Source organism: Allonocardiopsis opalescens, assembly GCF_003002095.1.
In the GTDB taxonomy this organism is placed as follows: domain Bacteria; phylum Actinomycetota; class Actinomycetes; order Streptosporangiales; family Streptosporangiaceae; genus Allonocardiopsis; species Allonocardiopsis opalescens.
Genome location: NZ_PVZC01000010.1, coordinates 1 through 17,305, shown reverse-complemented (window position 1 = coordinate 17,305; position 17,305 = coordinate 1). Strand labels below are relative to the sequence as shown.

The 17,305-nt window shown below is 74.6% G+C and carries 16 protein-coding genes and 1 CRISPR repeat array; of the genes, 8 read left to right on the top strand and 8 right to left on the bottom strand.

Translation table 11 applies throughout. The features are described 5' to 3' along the window. Nucleotides 1–453 (top strand): phage holin family protein, encoded by a 453-nt coding sequence (locus CLV72_RS27770; RefSeq protein WP_106252334.1) that lies wholly within the window; start codon nt 1–3, stop codon nt 451–453. Next, nucleotides 429–1,019: a DUF3618 domain-containing protein gene (locus CLV72_RS27765; protein ID WP_106252332.1), complete on the top strand. Its 591-nt coding sequence runs from the start codon at nt 429–431 to the stop codon at nt 1,017–1,019. Before CLV72_RS27770 ends, CLV72_RS27765 begins: the two co-directional genes overlap by 25 nt. A gap of 72 nt (nt 1,020–1,091) precedes the next feature. Here the strand turns inward: CLV72_RS27765 and CLV72_RS27760 are convergent, their stop codons facing one another. Then, entirely contained in the window at nt 1,092–1,964 is an 873-nt protein-coding gene (locus CLV72_RS27760; RefSeq protein ID WP_106252961.1) for an aldo/keto reductase family oxidoreductase, read from the bottom strand. A 125-nt stretch (nt 1,965–2,089) separates the two neighbouring features. Here CLV72_RS27760 and CLV72_RS27755 point away from each other — a divergent pair, with 125 nt between their 5' ends. Then, nucleotides 2,090–2,530, top strand: coding sequence for a winged helix-turn-helix transcriptional regulator (locus tag CLV72_RS27755; protein WP_106252329.1), 441 nt, complete (start codon nt 2,090–2,092; stop codon nt 2,528–2,530). Nucleotides 2,531–2,834: 304 nt separating this feature from the next. On the opposite strand, the gene CLV72_RS27750 is transcribed toward CLV72_RS27755, so the two are convergent. Together CLV72_RS27750 and rsgA are read right to left on the bottom strand one after the other, a co-directional pair. Further along, nucleotides 2,835–4,253: a 3'-5' exonuclease gene (locus tag CLV72_RS27750; protein ID WP_170141143.1), complete on the bottom strand. Its 1,419-nt coding sequence runs from the start codon at nt 4,251–4,253 to the stop codon at nt 2,835–2,837. Nucleotides 4,254–5,187: 934 nt separating this feature from the next. Next, nucleotides 5,188–6,297 (bottom strand): ribosome small subunit-dependent GTPase A, encoded by a 1,110-nt coding sequence (gene rsgA, locus CLV72_RS27745; RefSeq protein ID WP_106252323.1) that lies wholly within the window; start codon nt 6,295–6,297, stop codon nt 5,188–5,190. A 551-nt stretch (nt 6,298–6,848) separates the two neighbouring features. Here rsgA and CLV72_RS27740 point away from each other — a divergent pair. The 3 genes from CLV72_RS27740 to CLV72_RS27730 all read left to right on the top strand — a co-directional run bounded on the left by CLV72_RS27740 (nt 6,849) and on the right by CLV72_RS27730 (nt 11,943). After that, nucleotides 6,849–8,330 carry a pentapeptide repeat-containing protein gene (locus tag CLV72_RS27740; RefSeq protein ID WP_170141142.1) on the top strand — a complete coding sequence of 494 codons (1,482 nt, stop codon included), beginning with the start codon at nt 6,849–6,851 and terminating at the stop codon, nt 8,328–8,330. Nucleotides 8,331–8,752: 422 nt separating this feature from the next. Next, nucleotides 8,753–9,283, top strand: a complete 531-nt coding sequence (locus CLV72_RS27735) for a pyridoxamine 5'-phosphate oxidase family protein (protein WP_106252959.1) — start codon at nt 8,753–8,755, stop codon at nt 9,281–9,283. Between the two features lie 170 nt (nt 9,284–9,453). After that, nucleotides 9,454–11,943 carry an excinuclease ABC subunit UvrA gene (locus CLV72_RS27730; RefSeq protein ID WP_106252319.1) on the top strand — a complete coding sequence of 830 codons (2,490 nt, stop codon included), beginning with the start codon at nt 9,454–9,456 and terminating at the stop codon, nt 11,941–11,943. Between the two features lie 162 nt (nt 11,944–12,105). Here CLV72_RS27730 and CLV72_RS27725 read toward each other — a convergent pair whose 3' ends face one another. Both CLV72_RS27725 and CLV72_RS27720 read right to left on the bottom strand, forming a co-directional pair. Then, nucleotides 12,106–12,441, bottom strand: coding sequence for a DUF4158 domain-containing protein (locus tag CLV72_RS27725; protein ID WP_106252317.1), 336 nt, complete (start codon nt 12,439–12,441; stop codon nt 12,106–12,108). 114 nt (nt 12,442–12,555) lie between these two features. Next, on the bottom strand, nt 12,556–13,569 hold the full coding sequence (locus tag CLV72_RS27720) for a phosphatidylinositol-specific phospholipase C domain-containing protein (RefSeq protein ID WP_106252315.1): 1,014 nt from the start codon (nt 13,567–13,569) through the stop codon (nt 12,556–12,558). Between the two features lie 543 nt (nt 13,570–14,112). On the opposite strand from CLV72_RS27720, the gene CLV72_RS32965 reads away from it, so the two are divergent. Together CLV72_RS32965 and CLV72_RS27710 are read left to right on the top strand one after the other, a co-directional pair. Next, nucleotides 14,113–14,310 carry a hypothetical protein gene (locus CLV72_RS32965; RefSeq protein WP_211303146.1) on the top strand — a complete coding sequence of 66 codons (198 nt, stop codon included), beginning with the start codon at nt 14,113–14,115 and terminating at the stop codon, nt 14,308–14,310. Nucleotides 14,311–14,436: 126 nt separating this feature from the next. Then, entirely contained in the window at nt 14,437–14,868 is a 432-nt protein-coding gene (locus tag CLV72_RS27710; protein ID WP_106252312.1) for a PPOX class F420-dependent oxidoreductase, read from the top strand. 134 nt (nt 14,869–15,002) lie between these two features. Beyond that, a CRISPR array of direct repeats spans nt 15,003–15,457; the repeat unit is 28 nt; unit sequence GTGAGCCCCGCGCATGCGGGGGTGGACC. A gap of 64 nt (nt 15,458–15,521) precedes the next feature. Here CLV72_RS27710 and hemC read toward each other — a convergent pair. From hemC to CLV72_RS32470, 3 genes are all read right to left on the bottom strand, one after another. Beyond that, nucleotides 15,522–16,517, bottom strand: coding sequence for a hydroxymethylbilane synthase (hemC, locus tag CLV72_RS27705; RefSeq protein ID WP_211303145.1), 996 nt, complete (start codon nt 16,515–16,517; stop codon nt 15,522–15,524). Between the two features lie 29 nt (nt 16,518–16,546). Beyond that, on the bottom strand, nt 16,547–17,005 hold the full coding sequence (locus CLV72_RS27700) for a MarR family winged helix-turn-helix transcriptional regulator (RefSeq protein WP_106252310.1): 459 nt from the start codon (nt 17,003–17,005) through the stop codon (nt 16,547–16,549). Between the two features lie 85 nt (nt 17,006–17,090). Then, the coding region (locus CLV72_RS32470; protein ID WP_170141141.1) for a hypothetical protein at nt 17,091–17,305 on the bottom strand (215 nt) is incomplete at its 5' end.

The window sequence follows — 17,305 nt, the reverse complement described above, 5'->3', positions numbered from 1 at the left end:
ATGGCCGTCACCGACGCCCACCCGCCCGCTCCGCGCCCCGCACCCGAGGCGCCGCCGGGCGGCGCCCGGGCGGGCGAGCACGCCTCGCTGGGCGAGCTGCTCAACAACCTCACCGACGACGTGCAGCTGCTGTTCCGCCAGGAGATCGAGCTGGCCAAGGCCGAGATGCGCGAGGAGGCCGTCAAGGCGGGCAAGGCCGCGGGCCTGCTGGGCGCCGCCGGCTTCGCCGGCTACATGACCGCCGTGCTGCTCAGCTTCACCCTCGTGTTCGCCCTCGCCCACCTCATCGGCCTGGCCTGGGCCGCCCTCGTCATCACCCTGCTGTGGGCCGTGGCGGGCGGCGTGCTGTTCGCGCTGGGCCGCTCACGGGCCCGCCAGGTCGACCCCAAGCCCGAACGGACCGTCCAGACCCTCAAGGAGGACGCGCGATGGGCACGTCACCCGACCAGATAAGAGCCGACATCGTCCACACGCGGGCGCGGCTGTCCGAGGACGTCGAACGCCTGGCCGACCGGACCAGCCCGCCCCGCATCGTCCAGCGCCGCACCGCGCACCTGCGCGGCAGGCTGCGCGACGCGAAGGGGAAAGTCATGGGCACCACCTCCCACACCGGCGAACAGCTCGGCGAGCGCGGCCGCCAGGCCGGCCGGGGCATGCGCGAGAACGCCGACCGCGCCGTCGAACGCGGCCGCGAGATCCCGCGCCAGGCCCTGCGCCAGGCCGAGGGCAACCCGCTGGCCGCCGGGCTGATCGCCTTCGGCCTCGGCGCGCTCGCCGCCTCGCTGCTGCCCGAGACCCGCGCCGAGCGCCAGGCCGCCGCCCAGGCGGCCGGACCCGTCCAGCGCGCCGCCCGGCCGGCCGCCCAGGCCGCCCGCGAATCCGCCCAGCGCGTCGCCGACGACGCCGGGCAGACCGCCCGCCAGGCCGCCGAACAGGTCCGCGGCACCGCCCAGCAGGCCGCCCGCACCAGCGGCGGCTACGCCCGCGACCGGGCCCAGGAACTGCGCGAGGACCACTGAGGAACCGGGCGGCACGGGCCGCGCCCCCTTCGAACGGGGCGCGGCCCCGCGCATGCCCGGCGCGCCCGTCCCCTAGCGGCCGATCCGGTCCAGCTCGGCGAGGTCTTCGGCCGACAGCCGCAGCCCGGCACCGGCGGCGTTCTCGCGCAGGTGCGCCACCGAGGAGGTCCCCGGGATCAGCAGGATGTTCGGCGACCGCCGCAGCAGCCAGGCCAGCGCGACCGACATCGGCGTGGCCGCCAAGCGCGCGGCCACGGCCGTCAGCGCCGAGGACTGCAGCGGGCTGAAACCGCCGAGCGGGAAGAAGGGCACATAGGCGACGCCGTCGCGGGCGAGCAGGTCGATCAGGTCGTCGTCGTGGCGGTGGGCGAGGTTGTACATGTTCTGCACGCACACGATCGGCGCGATCGACCGCGCCTCGGCGACCTGCTCCGCCGTCGCGTTGCTCACCCCCAGGTGCCTGATCAGCCCCTGCCGCTGGAGTTCGACGAGCGCCCCGAACGGCTCGGCGAGTGAGGCGGGCGACGGGCCCGCCGCGTCACCGAGCCGCAGGTTGACCACGTCGAGCACCTCCAGGCCCAGCGCCCTGAGGTTGTCGTGGACCGCGCGGCGCAGCTCCTCAGGCCGCCGCGCCACCGGCCAGCCGCCGTGCTCGTCGCGCGTGGCGCCGACCTTGGTCACGATGCGCAGCGACTCCGGATACGGGCGCAGCGCCTCGGCGATCAGCCGGTTGGTGACGCGCGGCCCGTAGGCGTCGCTGGTGTCGATGTGGGTGATGCCGAGGTCGACGGCCTCGCGCAGCACCGCGAGCGCGCCCGCGCGATCGGCGGGCGGCCCCATCACCCCGGGACCGGCCAGCTGCATGGCGCCGTAGCCGAACCGGGTGACGGGCAGATCGCCCAGGGCCCAGGTGCCGCCGGGAAGCGAGGTGGACAGCGTGCTCATGTTCGCGCCTTTCACGGGCTCGAGGTGGTGCCTGACGGCCTGCCGCATCAGTATTGGAGTGCTGCTTTCTGATAGGAAGTAGGTACTTCGAAGTGCGTAAGCCACCCATGGGAGAGGAGGGGTCGATGGCGACGACGACGGCGGCCCAGCAGCGGGCGCGGGCCAAGGCCGACTACGACGCCTACCTGGCGGCCTGCCCCAGCCGCGAACTGCTCGACCGGATCTCCGACAAATGGGCCACACTGATCCTGTGCGCGCTGGGCGGCGGCCCGCACCGACCCGGTGTCGACGGATCCGGACAGCCGCGGCCGATGCGCTACTCCGAACTGTCGCGCCGCCTGGCGGGAGTCAGCCAGAAGATGCTCACCCAGACCCTGCGCTCCCTGGAACGCGACGGCCTGCTCACCCGCACCGTGACGCCGACCGTGCCCGTCACGGTCACCTACGAGCTGACCGACCTCGGCCTCTCACTGCACCAGGCGGTGCGCGCCATCAAGACCTGGGCCGAGGCGCACATGGACGACGTACTCGCCAACCGCGCGAGGTACGACGACCGCCCGGCCTGAACCGCGACCTGACGGCGCCGTGCGGCCCGCACGCCACCGGCCGCACCGAGATCTCGGCGGCGCAGCACAGGTGCGATGGACCGGCGACAGAGCCGGACACCGCCGGACGGCCGCGCCCGGGACCCGCCGGCGAGGGCCGGTCAGAGCAGAAGACAGGGCCACGGGCGCCGGGACGGTGGCCCCGTGCGCGTACTCGATGCCGCCGGCCTGGGACGGACGCGCCCGCGGCGTCGGGCAGGTCCACGCCGCCGGGGTCCGGTTCAGGATCTCTCCGGCGCGGCCACTCCCGCCTACACGAAGGCCGTCACTCGTCCCACAGGGTGGGTTGCTCGGCGGCGGCCGCCGCCGGGACCGGGGCGGCGCGGCCCGGCTGCTCGGGGGCCCGCACCGCCGCCGAGCGCTCGCCGGGGCGGTCCCAGCTCGGCCAGTGCGGCTCGCGCTCCTGCGCGCGCCAGGTGTGCCGGAACATCGCCTCGCGCTCGGCCGCCGACCGGCCCGACCCGCGCCGCGCACCGCCCGTGGCGGTCGGCGCGCCGTTCGCGGCCGCCGGGGCCGCGCCCTCGGACTCCGGACGGTCCGTACCGGGAGCGGCCGCCTCCGAGCCGGCCGGGGATTCCTCCGGGCGCGGGGAGCGCACGTCCGCCCCGCCACCGGTCGCCGGGGCCTCGGGGCCGGCGGGGTGCGTCGGCGCGGCGTCGGGATCGGCGGTGGGCGGCGGAACGCGCACGGCGGCGGCGGAGTCCGTCCGGGCGGCGTCGTCGGATACGCCCAGATGGGCCGCGAGGTCGGCCAGCCGGTTCGCCGGCAGCGCGCGGGCGTCCTCGGCGGCCGACAGGGCGGCCCAGGCCGCGTGGTGCAGGCCGACCAGCCGCTGCTGGGTGAAGCCCGCGCGCCCGGCCAGCACCGCCAGGCGGCGGGCGTCCTCGCCGGTGAGGCGGCCCCGGGTGACGGCGGCCGACAGGGTGTCGCGGTAGCCGCGCTCGGCCTCGGGCTCCACCGGGTAGGCGTCGGCGGTGCGCGGGAAGCTGGCGGCCAGCCCCGCCAGCCAGCCCCGACGCGCCGACAGGTGCACCGCACGCGGCTGCAGCCGCACCGGCTCGACCGTGCGCGGCAGCCCGGGCAGCGGGTCGGGGCCCTCGTAGCGCAGCGGCACCGGCGCCTGCTCCAGCAGCGCCGGGACCAGCCGCGCCAGGGCCCGGCAGTCGCCCAGCGCGGTGTGGGCGTCGGGGAACCACGAACCCAGCAGCGTCTTGTACAGCGAGTTCAGCTTGTAGCTGCGCCCGGCCAGCTGGGCGCGGGCGGTGACCAGGGTGCACACCGCCGCCGGAGCCGGGCCGCTCCAGCCCGCCCGCTCGGCCTCGGCGGCGAAGAACGCGTCCTCGAAGGCGAGGTTGTGCGCCACCACCACCGCGCCGGTGAGCAGCCGGTGCACCTCGGGCAGCACCTCGGCGAAGGACGGCGCCCCCGTCACGTGCTCGGCGGTGATCTCGTGCAGCTCGGTACCGGCCATCGGCGCCTGGGGGTCGACCAGGGTGGCGTACTCCGACAGCACCTCGCCGTCGCCCCGGAAGCGCACCACCGCCACCTCGCACACCCGGCTGGCGGCCGGATCCAGGCCGGTGGTCTCCACATCGAGCGCGGCGAAGGTCAGCGAACGGGAGTCGGGGCCCGGCACGGTCCGGCCCAGGCATCCGGGGGCGAAGAACTTGGCGAGATCGGCCACGCAGGCCACGGTAGCGGTCGCCGCCGACAGTTTCGCGCCCGGACACACGCCCGTTCCCGCCCGTCCAGGTCAGCGCCGGGCGGCGTGTCGCACTCCACTCCCACGCGTGAACACAGGTGGACGAGCCGGGAGGGCGACCGCGGCGTGTGGCGCCGCCGTCCGGTCCGCCCGATGCGTCAGGCCGGGAGCGGCCGCAGCACCGCCCAGGACGTGCCGCGAAGCGGCTGGAGGGTCCGGTGGTCGCCGAGCGACAGGTGGCGGCCCTATGTGCTCCGGTGATTGATCACGATCACTCCGGCGCACACACTGAGAGTGTTCACACATAATCGGACTGTGATCGGAGTGTGTCATGAACGAACTCCCAGGACTCCTGCTCGGCCTCCTGCTCGCCGACGAGAGCGTCGACGTCGAGGGGTGGCGTCTGGAGTTGATGGAGGGCGAGCAGGACTAGCCCTCACCGCCTCGGGCGGGGTCCTGGGCGTGCCCGGGACCCCGCCCTTTCCATGCGGAGGCGCGCGGCGCAGCGCACAGGGTCGTCCGCCGGTAGCGCGACGGGAGAACGGGCGGCGTCCTGATCCGGCCGCTCCCCTCAGGCGGCGGCCGCATGGACGGGTACGACGGCTTGTCGCCGTCGCGAAGGGCCGCCGTGCCCGCGCTCGTGCGCCGGTTCGCCGGCAGGGTGCTTGCGCTCGTTGAGCGGGGACGGCGTCGTCCGCACCGCCGGGCACGTTCCGGTCTTCGCCCTGGCGCGTGCCGGTTCGCTAAGGGCGGGCGGTCCGTCCGCGCGCACGGCGGCGCAGCCGTGGACCGGCCGACCACCGTGCGGGATACCCGCAGGCGGCACCTGTGCGGGCGCCGCGCGCACCCGCGTTGCTGTCCGGCACACCGCGCGGCTGCGGCCCGCCGCTCCACAGGGCGGGCCGGAGCCGTGATGTCAGGGCCGGTAGCCGCGGCGGCGCACCTCCTTGTGGACCTGCTTCCACTCCCGCAGCCGCTCCTGGCGCAGCCGCGCGTCGGTGCGGCTGGCCTGCCACTCCGCCTCGCGGCGCAGCTTGCGCCAGCTGTCGAGGCGGCGGCGCTCCAGGGTGCCGTCCTCGATCGCGGCCCGGACGGCGCAGCCGGGCTCGGAGTCGTGCGCGCAGTCGTTGAAGCGGCACTGTTCGGCGATCTCCAGCAGGTCGGCGAAGGTGCGGTCCAGACCGGCGTCGGTGTCGTGCAGGTTGATGCGGCGCAGGCCCGGGGTGTCCAGGACCAGCGCGCCGCCGGGCAGCGCCACCAGCTGGCGGTGGGTGGTGGTGTGGCGGCCGCGTCCGTCGTCGCGCACGCCGCCCGCCGCCATCACCTCCGTGCCCGCCAGCGCGTTGACCAGGCTGGACTTGCCCGCACCCGAGGGGCCGAGCAGCGCGATCGTGCGCGCGGGCGCCAGGTGGGCGGCCAGGGCGTCCAGGCCCGCGCCGGTCACCGCGCTCACCGCGTGCACCTGCGCGCCGGGCGCGGCCGAGGACGCGGCGTCGATCAGCCCGGGCAGCCGGTCGGCGGCGAGGTCGGCCTTGGTGAGCACCACCACGGGCTCCGCGCCGCTCTCCCAGGCCAGCGCGAGCAGCCGCTCCACCCGGCCGAGGTTGGGCGCGGCGGCGACGGGCTCGGTGATGAACACCGTGTCGACATTGGCGGCCAGCACCTGGCCGTGGGAGTCGGCGCCCACCCCGCTGCGCACGAAGGCGGTGCGCCGCTCCAGCACGGCGTGGACCAGGTGGGTGCCGTCAGGCAGGGTGCGCAGCACCACCCAGTCGCCGGGGCAGGGCAGCGCGACGGGATCGGCGGCGGCGCTCGCGCGCAGCGCGGGCCCGAAGGCGGCGGTCAGCGGTTCGGGGGCCAGCAGCCCGGCGGCGCCCTTGGCGACGGAGGCCACCCGGGCCGGGCGGGCGCCCTCGGGCGCGGCCGCCGCGAACAGCGCACGGGTACGGGCGTCGAAGCCCAGCGCGGCCAGCGGAGCGGCGGGGTCGGAGGCGTCGGCGGGCAGGACGGTGGAGTCGTTCGTCACGACGGGACCTTCACTCAGGAGATCGGGGTGCGAGCCGCGCCGCGGCTAGGGCACCCGGTGGAAAGAGGACAGCCGAAAGACAGTCGTGCAGCTCATCGGTCATCCCTCCCCTGGTCGCGCCGTGCACGGACCCGCCTCGCGCGGTCCCGGACGGATCCAGACGCTACCGGCCGCCGCCTGGCACCCGCCACCGGTTTTTCGGCCGCGCCTCGGTGTGTGCAGTGCGCGCCTGGCGGCCGGATCCGACGGCTGCGGAACCCTTGCGCGTCGTACTTCCAGTCAGGCTCGCTCGGGCCGCGCCGAGAGCGGCCGACCACGTCGACAGGGCGGGAAACAGCGGCAGCCGGGCCCGCGTCGGCGGACGGTCTCGGCGTTCCACGTGCCAACGGAGGCATGGAACCGCCGGACCGATCCGACCGTCCGTGGTCCAAAGAGGGCTAAGGACAGGACGTACGGCAGAGGCTGCGCGATTGTCGGCTCGCGGGTGTCGGATGCCCAGGCTGCCGCGTCGGTCTTGGCCGCTGAAGGCCAAAGGGGGTGCGCGGGCGGTGATGCGCTGGTTGGGCGCGCGGTGGGAGCGCCTGCGCGGCCGGGCGGGCGGCAGGGACTGGTCGCGGTTGGGCCTGCTGGCCGCCATCCTGGGGATGGCCGCCTTGGCCCTGGTCCTGGTGGCCGCCCTGGTCGGGATTCAGCTGTGGCTGCTGGGCCATGTCCCGCCTTGGCGCGGCTACCCCCTGGGCCCCGCCCCCGGCCCCGCCCGCCCCGGCGACATGGCCGGAGCGCTGACCCGCGCCTTCGCCGTGGTCACCGGCCTGGGCGGTGTGGCACTGCTGGTGATCGCCTACCACCGCCAGCAACTCAACGACCGCGCCCAGCGCCTGGCCGAACGCACCGAGGAACGCGCCGCCGCAGAAGCCCAACAGGCGCACGAGCGCGAACTGGCCAAACGCGACGACGAGCGCTTCACCACCGCCGTCACCCAACTGGGCGCCGACCAGGCCGCAGTACGTCTCGGCGGCGTGCACACCCTGACCCGCCTGGCCGACGAGGTCCCCCAGCAGCGGCGGGTGTGCATCGACGTGCTCTGCGCCTACCTGCGCATGCCCTACGAACCCGAACCCGACAAGCCCGCCGCCCGGCCCCGCACCCGGGTGCGCCGGCGCCCAGGCGACAATCCCCCCGGCCCCACGGCGCAGGAGGCCGACGCCGCCTACCAGGACAAGCTGCTGGCCTACCGGGCGATGCGCGAAGTCCGCCACACCATCATCCGCACCATCCGCGACCACCTCCGCGAAGACGCCACCGCGTCCTGGCACGGCCACCACTTCGACCTCACCGGGGTGGTCTTCGACGGCGGAGACCTCTCCCGAATCCACGTCCCCACCGGCACCACGCTCGACCTCACCGGCGCGTCATTCACCGGCGGCGCCACCAGCTTCGCAGCAGCGACGTTCACCGGCGGCACGGTGCACCTCAGCTTGGCGGGGTTCACCGGCGGCAGGGTCGACTTCCGCGGCGCGGCGTTCACCGGTGGCACGGTGGACTTCACCGGAGCGGAGTTCGCCGGCGGCGTGGCGCACTTCAGCGGGGCGGCGTTCACCGGTGGCACGGCGCACTTCGCCGTAGCGTTCACTGGCGGCACGGTGCACTTCAACGGCGCGCGGTTCGCCGGTGGCACAGTGCACTTCCCCGCGGTGTTCGTCGGCGGCACGGTGAACTTCAACAGGGCGGAGTTCGCCAGCGGCATCATGGACTTCAGCGGGGCGGAGTTCGCCAGCGGCACGGCGGACTTCAGCGGGGCGGCGTTCACCGGTGGCATGGTGGACTTCAGCGGGGCGGAGTTCGCCGGCCGCACAGCGGACTTCAGCAAGGCAAAGTTCGCGGGCGGCAGGGTGAACTTCGGCTTGGCGACGGGACGGCTTCCACTCGGACTGCACGTCGGCGCGCTCGGCCTGCTACTCCCCGACCATTGGCGGGCGGAGCTATCGTCCGGCGGCCCCACCACCAAATACCGCGGCGACGGCGAGATCTGACCGCCATACCCCAGCGGCGAAACCGATCCGCAGCCACGGCACCATCCTGCGGTCACCGGCTCAGCATAGGACGTGCCCCCGGCGGATCCGGCGTGCCGGATGGAGCGCGCCGGTCGTCCGGTGGACCGTGGTCGGCACCCCCAGCCGCGCCGGGCGGCGTACGCCGCGACGGCGCACGCGCCCGCCCGGAAGGCCGCCGCCCTCGGCGGTGAGGAGGTCCTGGAGGGGGCGGCCGGAATACGGCAGAAAGGGGCCGCGGGGTGATCGGGGTGGCCGGAATGGCGGCGGGAACACACCGCGGGGCGGCCGGCCGGCGAGGAGGCCGGAGACGGTGACACAGGATGTCAGGGTTTGCGGTGAGCATGGTGGACCGGTCGGCGCATAGCGGCGCGGACCGGCACTCACGGACAGACGGGACCCCCATGCGCGAAACCCGAGCGGAGCTCGACGAGCTCCAGGCTCTCCTCGACGTCTCCCTTTCCCGCTCCACCCGGCACCTGCGCTCGATCATCAACGAGCAGCACACCTTGACCGCGGCGCGGCTCACCCAGGTCCTCACCGGTATGTGCACGCTCGCGCTGTCCACCGTGACGGCGAAGGGCGAGCCGCGGATCAGCGGCGTGGACGGGCACTTCCTGCACGGGAGGTGGCTCTTCGGCACGGCGCGGGACGCGGCCAAGGCGCGCCACATCGCGGCGCGGCCCGCCGTCAGCGCCGCGCACATGCGCGGTGAGGAGCTGGGGGTGTTCACGCACGGCACAGTTGAGACCTTGAACCCCGCGAACGGCGCGCCGGCCGCCGACTGGCCAGAGCTGCTCGGCTACCTGCGGGACTTCTACGGCCACGACGACTTCGACTGGGACACCGAGGCCGTGTACTTCCGGCTGCACCCGCACTGGATGACCGTCTACGCCCCCGACCCCGCGAAGCTCGCCGCGGCGTCCCCGTCCTGATCCACGCGCACGGGGCCGCACCGGGGCCGGCCGCGTGCCGAGAGAAGCGGCCGCGCCGACGGGGCGCGGCCCGTCCGGCATGGGCGGGACCTCTCCCTGTGTCCCGCCGGATCGAGAGAGGTGGATGAAGGTTGACCGCATGCGCACCAGAGCCCACCGGGCTCGCGGGCATGGAGCACGGGACCATCGAGGTGGTGGGGGCCAGGACCAACAATCTGCGCGACGTGTCCGTGAGCATCCCCAAGGGGCGGCTCGTCGCCTTCACCGGAGTGAGCGGCAGCGGTAAGACCTCGCTGGTCATCGACACACTGCACAACGAGGCCCAGCTGCGGTACCTGGACGGGCTTTCGCCGTTCGTCCGCCAGTACATCACCCAGCGCAACCGGCCGAAGGTCGACCGCGTCCTCGGGCTCGGCCCGACGCTCGCGGTCGACCAGCGCCGGCTGAACCGCAACCCCCGCTCCACGGTCGCCACGATCACCGGTATCGACGGGCACCTGGGGCTGCTGTACTCGCGCCTCCCCGCCATCGGCGCGCAGCCGGCGGCGGAGCGCCAGGACGGGCCGCTGACGACCGCGCACTTCGACCGCGCCACCCCGGAAGGGGGCTGTGCGGACTGCCACGGGGCCGGCGGGCGCTGGTGGGCGCAGGAGGACCTGATCATCACCCGTCCTGAGCTCCCGCTCTTCGCCGGGGCTTCGCCCTGGTACGCGAAGTGGCGGTCGGGCGAGCACCTGTTCATTCCTTCGCTCGCCGAGAAGCGGGGCGTCGACCTCGGCCGGCCGTGGCGGTCGCTGCCCGAGGAGTTCCGGCACCAGGTGCTCTACGGCACGGGTGACGAGAAGATCGAGGCGACCGTCGACGTCCCGAACAAGAACGAGACGGCCCGGATGACCTACACCTCGAGCCAGCCGCTGCGCGGCGCGCTCGCCGAGGTGGAGCGCCTGTTCGTGAACGCCCAGACGCCCACCGCCAAGCAGCGATACCTCCCGTACCTGCGCAAGCGGCCCTGCGGCGGCTGCGGAGGCAGCGGCTTCGGCCGGGTGGCCGGGTCCGTGCGGCTCGGCGGCGTGACCTACCCCGAACTGGTCGAGGTGGCGGTGCGGGAGGTGCGCGCCTGGGCGGAGCGGGTGGCCCAGGACCTGGACGCCGGGCGGCGCGCGGTGGGCGAGCCGCTGCTGCGCGACCTGGGCCGCAGGCTCGGGCTCCTCGACCGGCTCGGCCTGGCCCATCTCCAGCTGTCCAGGAGCGCGGCGACGCTGTCCGGCGGCGAACTGCAGCGGACGCGGCTCGCCGCGCAGCTCGGCACCGAGCTCAGCGGCATCATCTTCGTCCTGGACGAGCCGGGCAACGGGCTGCATCCGGCGGACAAGGCGCAGCTGCTCGACATCGCCCTGGAGCTGCGCGCGGCCGGCAATACGGTGCTCATCGTCGAACACGACCCCGAACTGATCGCCCGGGCCGACTGGGTGATCGATATCGGGCCGGGCGCGGGCCGCCTCGGCGGTGCGGTCGTCGTGTCGGGGACTCCCGCCGAAGCGGCCGCCGAGCCCGAGTCGCTGACCGGCCGCTACCTGGCCGGCGCGGGGCCGCGGCTGCGCCGGACCAGGCGGCCGGCCGGGGACGGCGCCGACTGGGTGGAGCTGCACGGGCTGCGCGCGCACAATGTGACCGCGGAGCTGGTGCGCCTGCCCGCCGGCCGGCTCAGCTGCCTGACCGGGGTGAGCGGCAGCGGCAAGAGCAGCCTGCTCAGCGCGCTCGCGACGGGCGCGGCCGCCGCCCTGGCCGGGACGGCGAGCGACGCGGTGCGGGCGGTGACCGGCCTCGACGGGTTCGGCTGGGTCGCCGTCGTCGATCAGGAGCCGCTCGGCCGGACGCCGCGGTCCAACCCCGCCACGTACAGCAAGGCCTTCGACATCGTCCGCAGGCTGTTCGCCGAGACCGACACGGCGCGCGGGCGCGGAGTCGACGCCTCCTGGTTCAGCTTCAACACCCCGGGCGGCGGCCGCTGCGAAAGCTGCACCGGCTACGGCCGCAAGCTGGTCGACATGCACTTCCTGCCGGATGTGTGGGTGGTCTGCGACGCCTGCGAGGGCCGGCGCTACCGGCCTGAGGCGCTGGAAATCCACTACCAGGGCCTGGCCATCGACCAGGTGCTCGAACTGACCGTCGCCGAGGCCGTGCGGCTGTTCGCCGAGCCCGGGCAGCTCGCCGAGATCCTGGGAGCGCTGCACCAAGTCGGGCTCGGCTACCTCCGACTCGGCCAGAGCGCCACCGAACTGTCCGGCGGCGAGGCGCAGCGGCTGAAGCTGGCGGCCGCGATCCAGCGCGGCGCCGCGAGCCGCAAGGCCGGCCTCGTCGTCCTCGACGAGCCCGTCTCCGGCCTGCACCCCTCCGACGTCCAGCGGGTGGTCGACGCGCTCGACGCGCTGCTCGACTCGGGCAACACCGTCGTCGTGGCCGAACACGACATCCCCGTGGCCGCCGCCGCGGACTGGGTGATCGACCTGGGCCCGGGAGCCGGCCCGGACGGAGGCGCGGTCCTCGCGGCCGGCCCCCCGGACACCGTCGCCGCGGCCGACACCCCGACCGCCGGCTTCCTCCGCCGCTACACAGCGGGCCTGCCCCTACTGCCGGCACCGTCGAGCACGCACCGCTGAACGCGGGGACGCGACCCCCAGCTGCTCGCTGGGGGTCGCTCATAGCGGACACAGCGGAACGGGCGGCGCACCGAGGCCCGCACCGAGGTCCGCCGCGACGATCTGGTCGGCCCCGCGCTCGGAGAGCGGCCGCGGTGCGCGCCATCGCCGCCAGCCTGGTCATCACCGAAGGCGCGAAGAAGGGCCGGCACCCCTCTCCGCCAACGCCACGTTGATCAAATCGGCCGGATCGTCCTTGGCCTGCACCGCCTGCCGGATCGCCTCAGCGACCCGCCGAACGCGCCCCGCGTCGTAGACGACCCCCAGCCGGTCGCGCACGAACTCGCGGTGCCGCTTGGCCGACCGGGCCGCCGCCTGCTCCACGTCCTCGGCCAAGCCCAGCGCCCCGCGAACATGCCCGGCCACCACCCCCGGCACGTCCTCGGTCTTCGGGAAGTACCCCAGCCGCGTCCGCCCCGATCGAGGCGGTCCGGTCGGCGAGCCCGTCCCGGTCGGCATGTGCGCGCACGCCGACGGACGCGGCACGGACGCCGAGACCTACCACCCGATCGCCGACCGGAACGGCCACGCCCCGCGCGCCCGGCGAGGGGCGCGCGGGGCGGGCGGAATGCCTCAGCCGCGCGGTTCGACCAGCTCCAGCACCTCGCGGGGGCCGGTCCAGTCGGCGGTGACGATGCTGGCGCCCGCGGCCGCCAGCAGGCGGACGCGTTCGGTGGCGGTGGCGGGGTCGGGCTGGGCGCCGGGGATGGCGGGGGCCACCGAGGCGGCGCCGGTCATGATGAGCAGGTAGCCGTTGTCGCGGTACCAGTCGGTGTCGATGCCGCCCAGGTAGGCGGCGGCGTCGCCGTCGAAGACCACGAACCACGGGCGGACGCTCTCGGGCAGCCGGGTGCGGGGGTCGCCCGCGGCGGCGCCGAGGACGGCCGGGAAGGAGGTGGCCGAGCCCAGGTCTCCGGCCGCGGCGCGCGCCACCAGGTGGTCGCCGTACTCCTCGTCGGTCCAGTAGCTGTCGAAGGGGTTGCCGCGTTCGAAGGTGCCCGGGATGATCTCGATCAGCACCCGTCCGCGCAGCGCCTCGCGGTCCGGCCAGGCCCCGGCGCGCACCGCGGCGTCCAGGTTCGGGTGGCCGCCGGCAACCTCGGCCGGGCGCAGCAGCGCGTCGCCCAGGGTGTCGCGGACCAGCGCGTCGAACTCGTCGGGACCCATGCCCCGGGAGTTGTCGAAGCCGTTCTTGAACTCCACCTTGAGCACGATCGGGCGGTGCCCGGGGTTGGCGTCGTGCCATTCGCGCACATTGCGCAGGCACGCCCCCAGGTCCTGGTCGCGCGGCCCGTACAGGCCCTCGCCCGAGCAGTTGTTGTCATTGGCGAAGTTGAGGTCGTGGCTGACCCGCCAGCGGCCGGTGAGGCCATGGGTCCACACGTCGATCTCCAGCAGGGCGGCGCCGGAGTCCAGCGCGTCGGCGAAGTGGCCGAAGGTCGCCTGCTCGTAGGCGTTGTGCACGCCCACCGTGGTGGTCTGGGCCATGGACGCGGCGGCGGCCTGGGCGGGGACGGCCGCCGTCGCGAGGGTCAGGGCCGCGGCGCCCGCCAGGGCGGCGGCGGTGGCGGGCAGGGGTCTGGGCATGAGGGCTCCTCACCGGCGCGCCTCCGGCGCGCCGCGTCGGGGAAGGGAGAACCGGGTCGGGGGTGGTGCCCGCCATCGTGGCAGCGCGATACGGACGGTGAGTGACAAAGCGGTCACACTGCGGTTGCGGCCGCCCGAACGGCGCCGCCGCGGCGGGCGCAATGGGGCCCGTGCCGTCCGCCGAGCCCCCGCACATCCCGTGGGACTCTGCGGCACTGGGCGAGGTCGCCGCCTGGTTCGCCCGGTGCGGGACGCCGGGGCCGCGCCGTGGAGCCGGCGGTGGGCAGTTGGGTGCGCGCGCGGCGACGCCGACGTGGCGGTGCTGCGCCGCGACCAGGCGGCGGTGCGGCGGGCGCCGTCGGGCCGGGAGTGGTGGGCCGCCGGCCCGTCAGGGCGGCTGCGACCGTGGAGCGTCGGCGAGGCGCGGCCCGTGGGCGGGCACGACCTGTGGCGTCGGCCGGGGCCGGCCGCGCCGTGGCGGGTGCGGGTCATGGTGGAGCAGTGCGGCGCTGTCCCCGGTGGACCTCGCGCCGCGGCCCGCGCGTGCGCCGACCGCTCGCGCTGCTGGGCCTCACCGCCCCGGGCGGGCTGCCGTTCCTCGTCCCCGAGGTGCGGCTCCACTACAAGGCCGAAGCCGTGCGACCCAAGGAGGAGGCCGACTTCGCCGCCGCGCTGCCCGCCCCCGGCTGCGCCGCGCCATCGCCCAGAACCACGAAGCGCCCCCGTGGACCGGACGCCTGAACCGGAGTTCCCGGGCCGTTGACCGCGCGACCTCCCGAAGCCGCGGCCGTCTCCGTCCCTCCGGCGCCGATCGTGCGTGCGGGATGCCACGATGGGGACGGGACCGCGCGACGGAGAGGAACGGCCATGCCGGACATCAAAGGCGACACCGCGCTGCTGCGGCTGCTGGAGGCCAAGCGCCCCGGGGTGCTGGTCACCCTCAAACGCGACGGGCGCCCGCAGCTGTCTAACGTCTCCCACACCTACGACCCCGCCACCGGGGTCATCCGGGTGTCCATCACCGACGGACGCGCCAAGACCGCCAACCTGCGCCGCGACCCGCGCGCCAGCTACCACGTCAGCCCGCCCGACATGGGCGGCTACGCCGTCGCCGAGGGGACCGCCGAACTCTCCCCGGTCGCCGCTGACCCCCACGACGCCACCGTCGAGGAACTGATCGAGCTCTACCGCGCCATCCAGGGCGAACACCCCGACTGGGACGACTACCGCGCCGCCATGGTCGCCGACCGGCGCCTCGTGCTGCGGCTGCCGGTGGACTATGTCTATGGCTGGGCGTGACGCGCGGCGCCCTGGCTCGGACCGCGACTGTTCGGGCGGATACGCATGGTGGCCGGTCGGTTACCGGGATCGCCGATTGGGTGCTGAAAACGATAAAGAATTGGTAACGCCCGACGAACGCCCAGGTCGGGAAGGTGAGCCCCGCGCATGCGGGGGTGGACCCGAAGCGCCACGGGGTGCCCGCGTTCGGGCCGTGTGAGCCCCGCGCATGCGGGGGTGGACCGGCGGAGACCCCGGCGCGCTGGCCACCCTGTCCGTGAGCCCCGCGCATGCGGGGGTGGACCCCATTACACGAAGCGGCAGCCGCTTCTACGTGCGTGAGCCCCGCGCATGCGGGGGTGGACCCGCCAGTACCGCCAGGTCGCCATGATGGCCGGCGTGAGCCCCGCGCATGCGGGGGTGGACCCGGATGCCCACCTGCGAGGTCGGACAGCAGCCCGTGAGCCCCGCGCATGCGGGGGTGGACCCTGGGCGACGGCGGTGCCGCGGCATCGGTGGACGTGAGCCCCGCGCATGCGGGGGTGGACCGCCATACCAGGGCACATCAGCACTCGCTAGGTGGTGAGCCCCGCGCACGCGGGGGTGGATCCAGGCTGATGGTGCGCGCCCGCGAGTGGAGCCGGTCGTGATCGACCAGGAGCGCCGCCGAGTGTTCAGCAGCGCGTGTCAGCGATGATGTCGCGGGCGCCCTGGCCGAGCAGGGTGGTGGCGACGTGGGTGCCGAGTTCGGCGGCTCGGTCGGGGGTGTCGTGGCCGTGCGCGTGGACGAAGGTGCCGCCGTCGCGGGAGAACACCATGCCGATGAGGGAGAGCCGTCCGTCCGGGGTGGTGTGGCAGTGTCCGGCGATGGGGCTGTTGCAGTGGCCCTGCAGGAGGTGCAGCATCGTGCGCTCGGCGGTGACGTGGGTGCGCGTTTCGGGGTGGTCGATCGACCGGAGCAGTTCCGCGATGCCTTCGTCGGGTCGGCGGCACTGCACCCCGATGACGCCGCCGCCGACCGCCGGGCACATCTCCCCCACGTCGAGGCGCCGGCCGATGCGGTGGCCCATGCCGACCTTCTCCAGTCCGCACGCGGCCAGCACCAGCGCCTCGACGCCGCCTTCGCCTTCGTCCAGCCGGGCGAGGCGGGGGACGACGTTGCCGCGGAAGCGCTCCACGCGCAGGTCAGGGTGTCGGCGGAGGATCTGGGCCTTGCGGCGCACCGCCGAGGTGCCGATCCGGGTGCCCGGGGGCAGGTCCTCCAGCCGGGTGTAGGTCGACCCCGCCCGGAAGACCACGGCGTCGCGCACGTCGTCGCGCTCCAGGTAGGCGGCGAACACCAGCCCGGGCGGGAGCGGCACGTCCGCGGGGACGTCCTTCAGGCAGTGCACCGCGATGTCGATCCGGCCCGACGACAGCGCCGTGTCGATCTCCTTCATGAACAGGCCCTTGCCGCCCAGCTTCGACAGGTCGCCCGGCGAGCGGTCTCCGGTGGTCTCGATGCCGACCGGTTCGATCTCCACCTCCGGAGCCACCTGGTGAAGGGCGTCGATGACGCGTTGGGCATAGGCGCGGGCCAGGTGGGAGGTGCGTGCTCCCAGCCGCAGCGGGGACGGCGGCAGGCGCGCGAGGCGGTCGGCCAAGGGCGCGGGGTCGGGGTCGGTGGTCACGGGTCGGTTCCTCAAATGCGCTGGTGTGATCACTGAACGTTACTAGTGGGTGGGTCGGGCGCGTGGGCGTCCGCGGTGAGCGCTTCCAGGCCGTCCAGTGCGCCGAGGACGGCGTCGCGCTGTGCGGGCGGAAGGCGTGCCAGGCGCTGTTCGAGGCGTTCGGCGATGCCCTCTTCGACGCGGTCGAGGAGCGCGTGGCCGTGGTCGGTGAGGGTGAGCACCACGCGTCGGCGGTCGGTTTCGGTGGTGCCGCGTTGGACGTGGCCGATCTGGATCAGCGGGGTGATCAGCCGGTTGAGTGCGGAGTGCGCGATGCCCTCGGCGGCGATGATGTCGCTGAAGCGGCCGCACGGGGCGTCGCGCAGGAGCGTGAGGATGGTGAGCTGCGCGGGTGTCAGGGTGCGGTCGCGTTCCCGGTCCAGGGCACGTCGCAGGCGGATCACGGCGGTGTGCAGGCGGATGAGGGCGCCGTGGTCGGGTGACGTCATCGACGGGGGTCCTTGGGGAGCTGCTGGGGCTGGGGGCGCCGACCCGCCCGGCCCCCGCTGGTGTGCGGGGGCCGGGCGGGGGTGGTCAGTTCGTGGTGTCGTCGGTGAGGCGTGGGAGGGCGAGGGTGAATCCGTGGAGTTGGTGGGTGTGGGGTTGGTGGGTGGGGGTGAGGTGTCGGAGGGTGATCCAGGCGGGTGTGGTGGGGTGGGCGGTGGTGTGGGCGAGTAGCCAGGTGCGGAATTCGTTGCCGAGGGCTTGGACCATGAGGTCGGTGATGGTGGCCAGGTAGTGGGGGTCGG

Excerpts from the sequence above, each read along its gene's own strand:
- CLV72_RS27770 (WP_106252334.1), top strand. The coding sequence starts at position 1 with ATGGCCGTCACCGACGCCCACCCGCCCGCTCCGCGCCCCGCACCCGAG.
- CLV72_RS27765 (WP_106252332.1), top strand. The coding sequence starts at position 429 with ATGGGCACGTCACCCGACCAGATAAGAGCCGACATCGTCCACACGCGG.
- CLV72_RS27760 (WP_106252961.1), bottom strand. The coding sequence starts at position 1,964 with ATGAGCACGCTGTCCACCTCGCTTCCCGGCGGCACCTGGGCCCTGGGC.
- CLV72_RS27755 (WP_106252329.1), top strand. The coding sequence starts at position 2,090 with ATGGCGACGACGACGGCGGCCCAGCAGCGGGCGCGGGCCAAGGCCGAC.
- CLV72_RS27740 (WP_170141142.1), top strand. The coding sequence starts at position 6,849 with ATGCGCTGGTTGGGCGCGCGGTGGGAGCGCCTGCGCGGCCGGGCGGGC.
- CLV72_RS27735 (WP_106252959.1), top strand. The coding sequence starts at position 8,753 with ATGCGCGAAACCCGAGCGGAGCTCGACGAGCTCCAGGCTCTCCTCGAC.
- CLV72_RS27730 (WP_106252319.1), top strand. The coding sequence starts at position 9,454 with ATGGAGCACGGGACCATCGAGGTGGTGGGGGCCAGGACCAACAATCTG.
- CLV72_RS27725 (WP_106252317.1), bottom strand. The coding sequence starts at position 12,441 with ATGCCGACCGGGACGGGCTCGCCGACCGGACCGCCTCGATCGGGGCGG.
- CLV72_RS27720 (WP_106252315.1), bottom strand. The coding sequence starts at position 13,569 with ATGCCCAGACCCCTGCCCGCCACCGCCGCCGCCCTGGCGGGCGCCGCG.
- CLV72_RS27710 (WP_106252312.1), top strand. The coding sequence starts at position 14,437 with ATGCCGGACATCAAAGGCGACACCGCGCTGCTGCGGCTGCTGGAGGCC.
- CLV72_RS27700 (WP_106252310.1), bottom strand. The coding sequence starts at position 17,005 with ATGACGTCACCCGACCACGGCGCCCTCATCCGCCTGCACACCGCCGTG.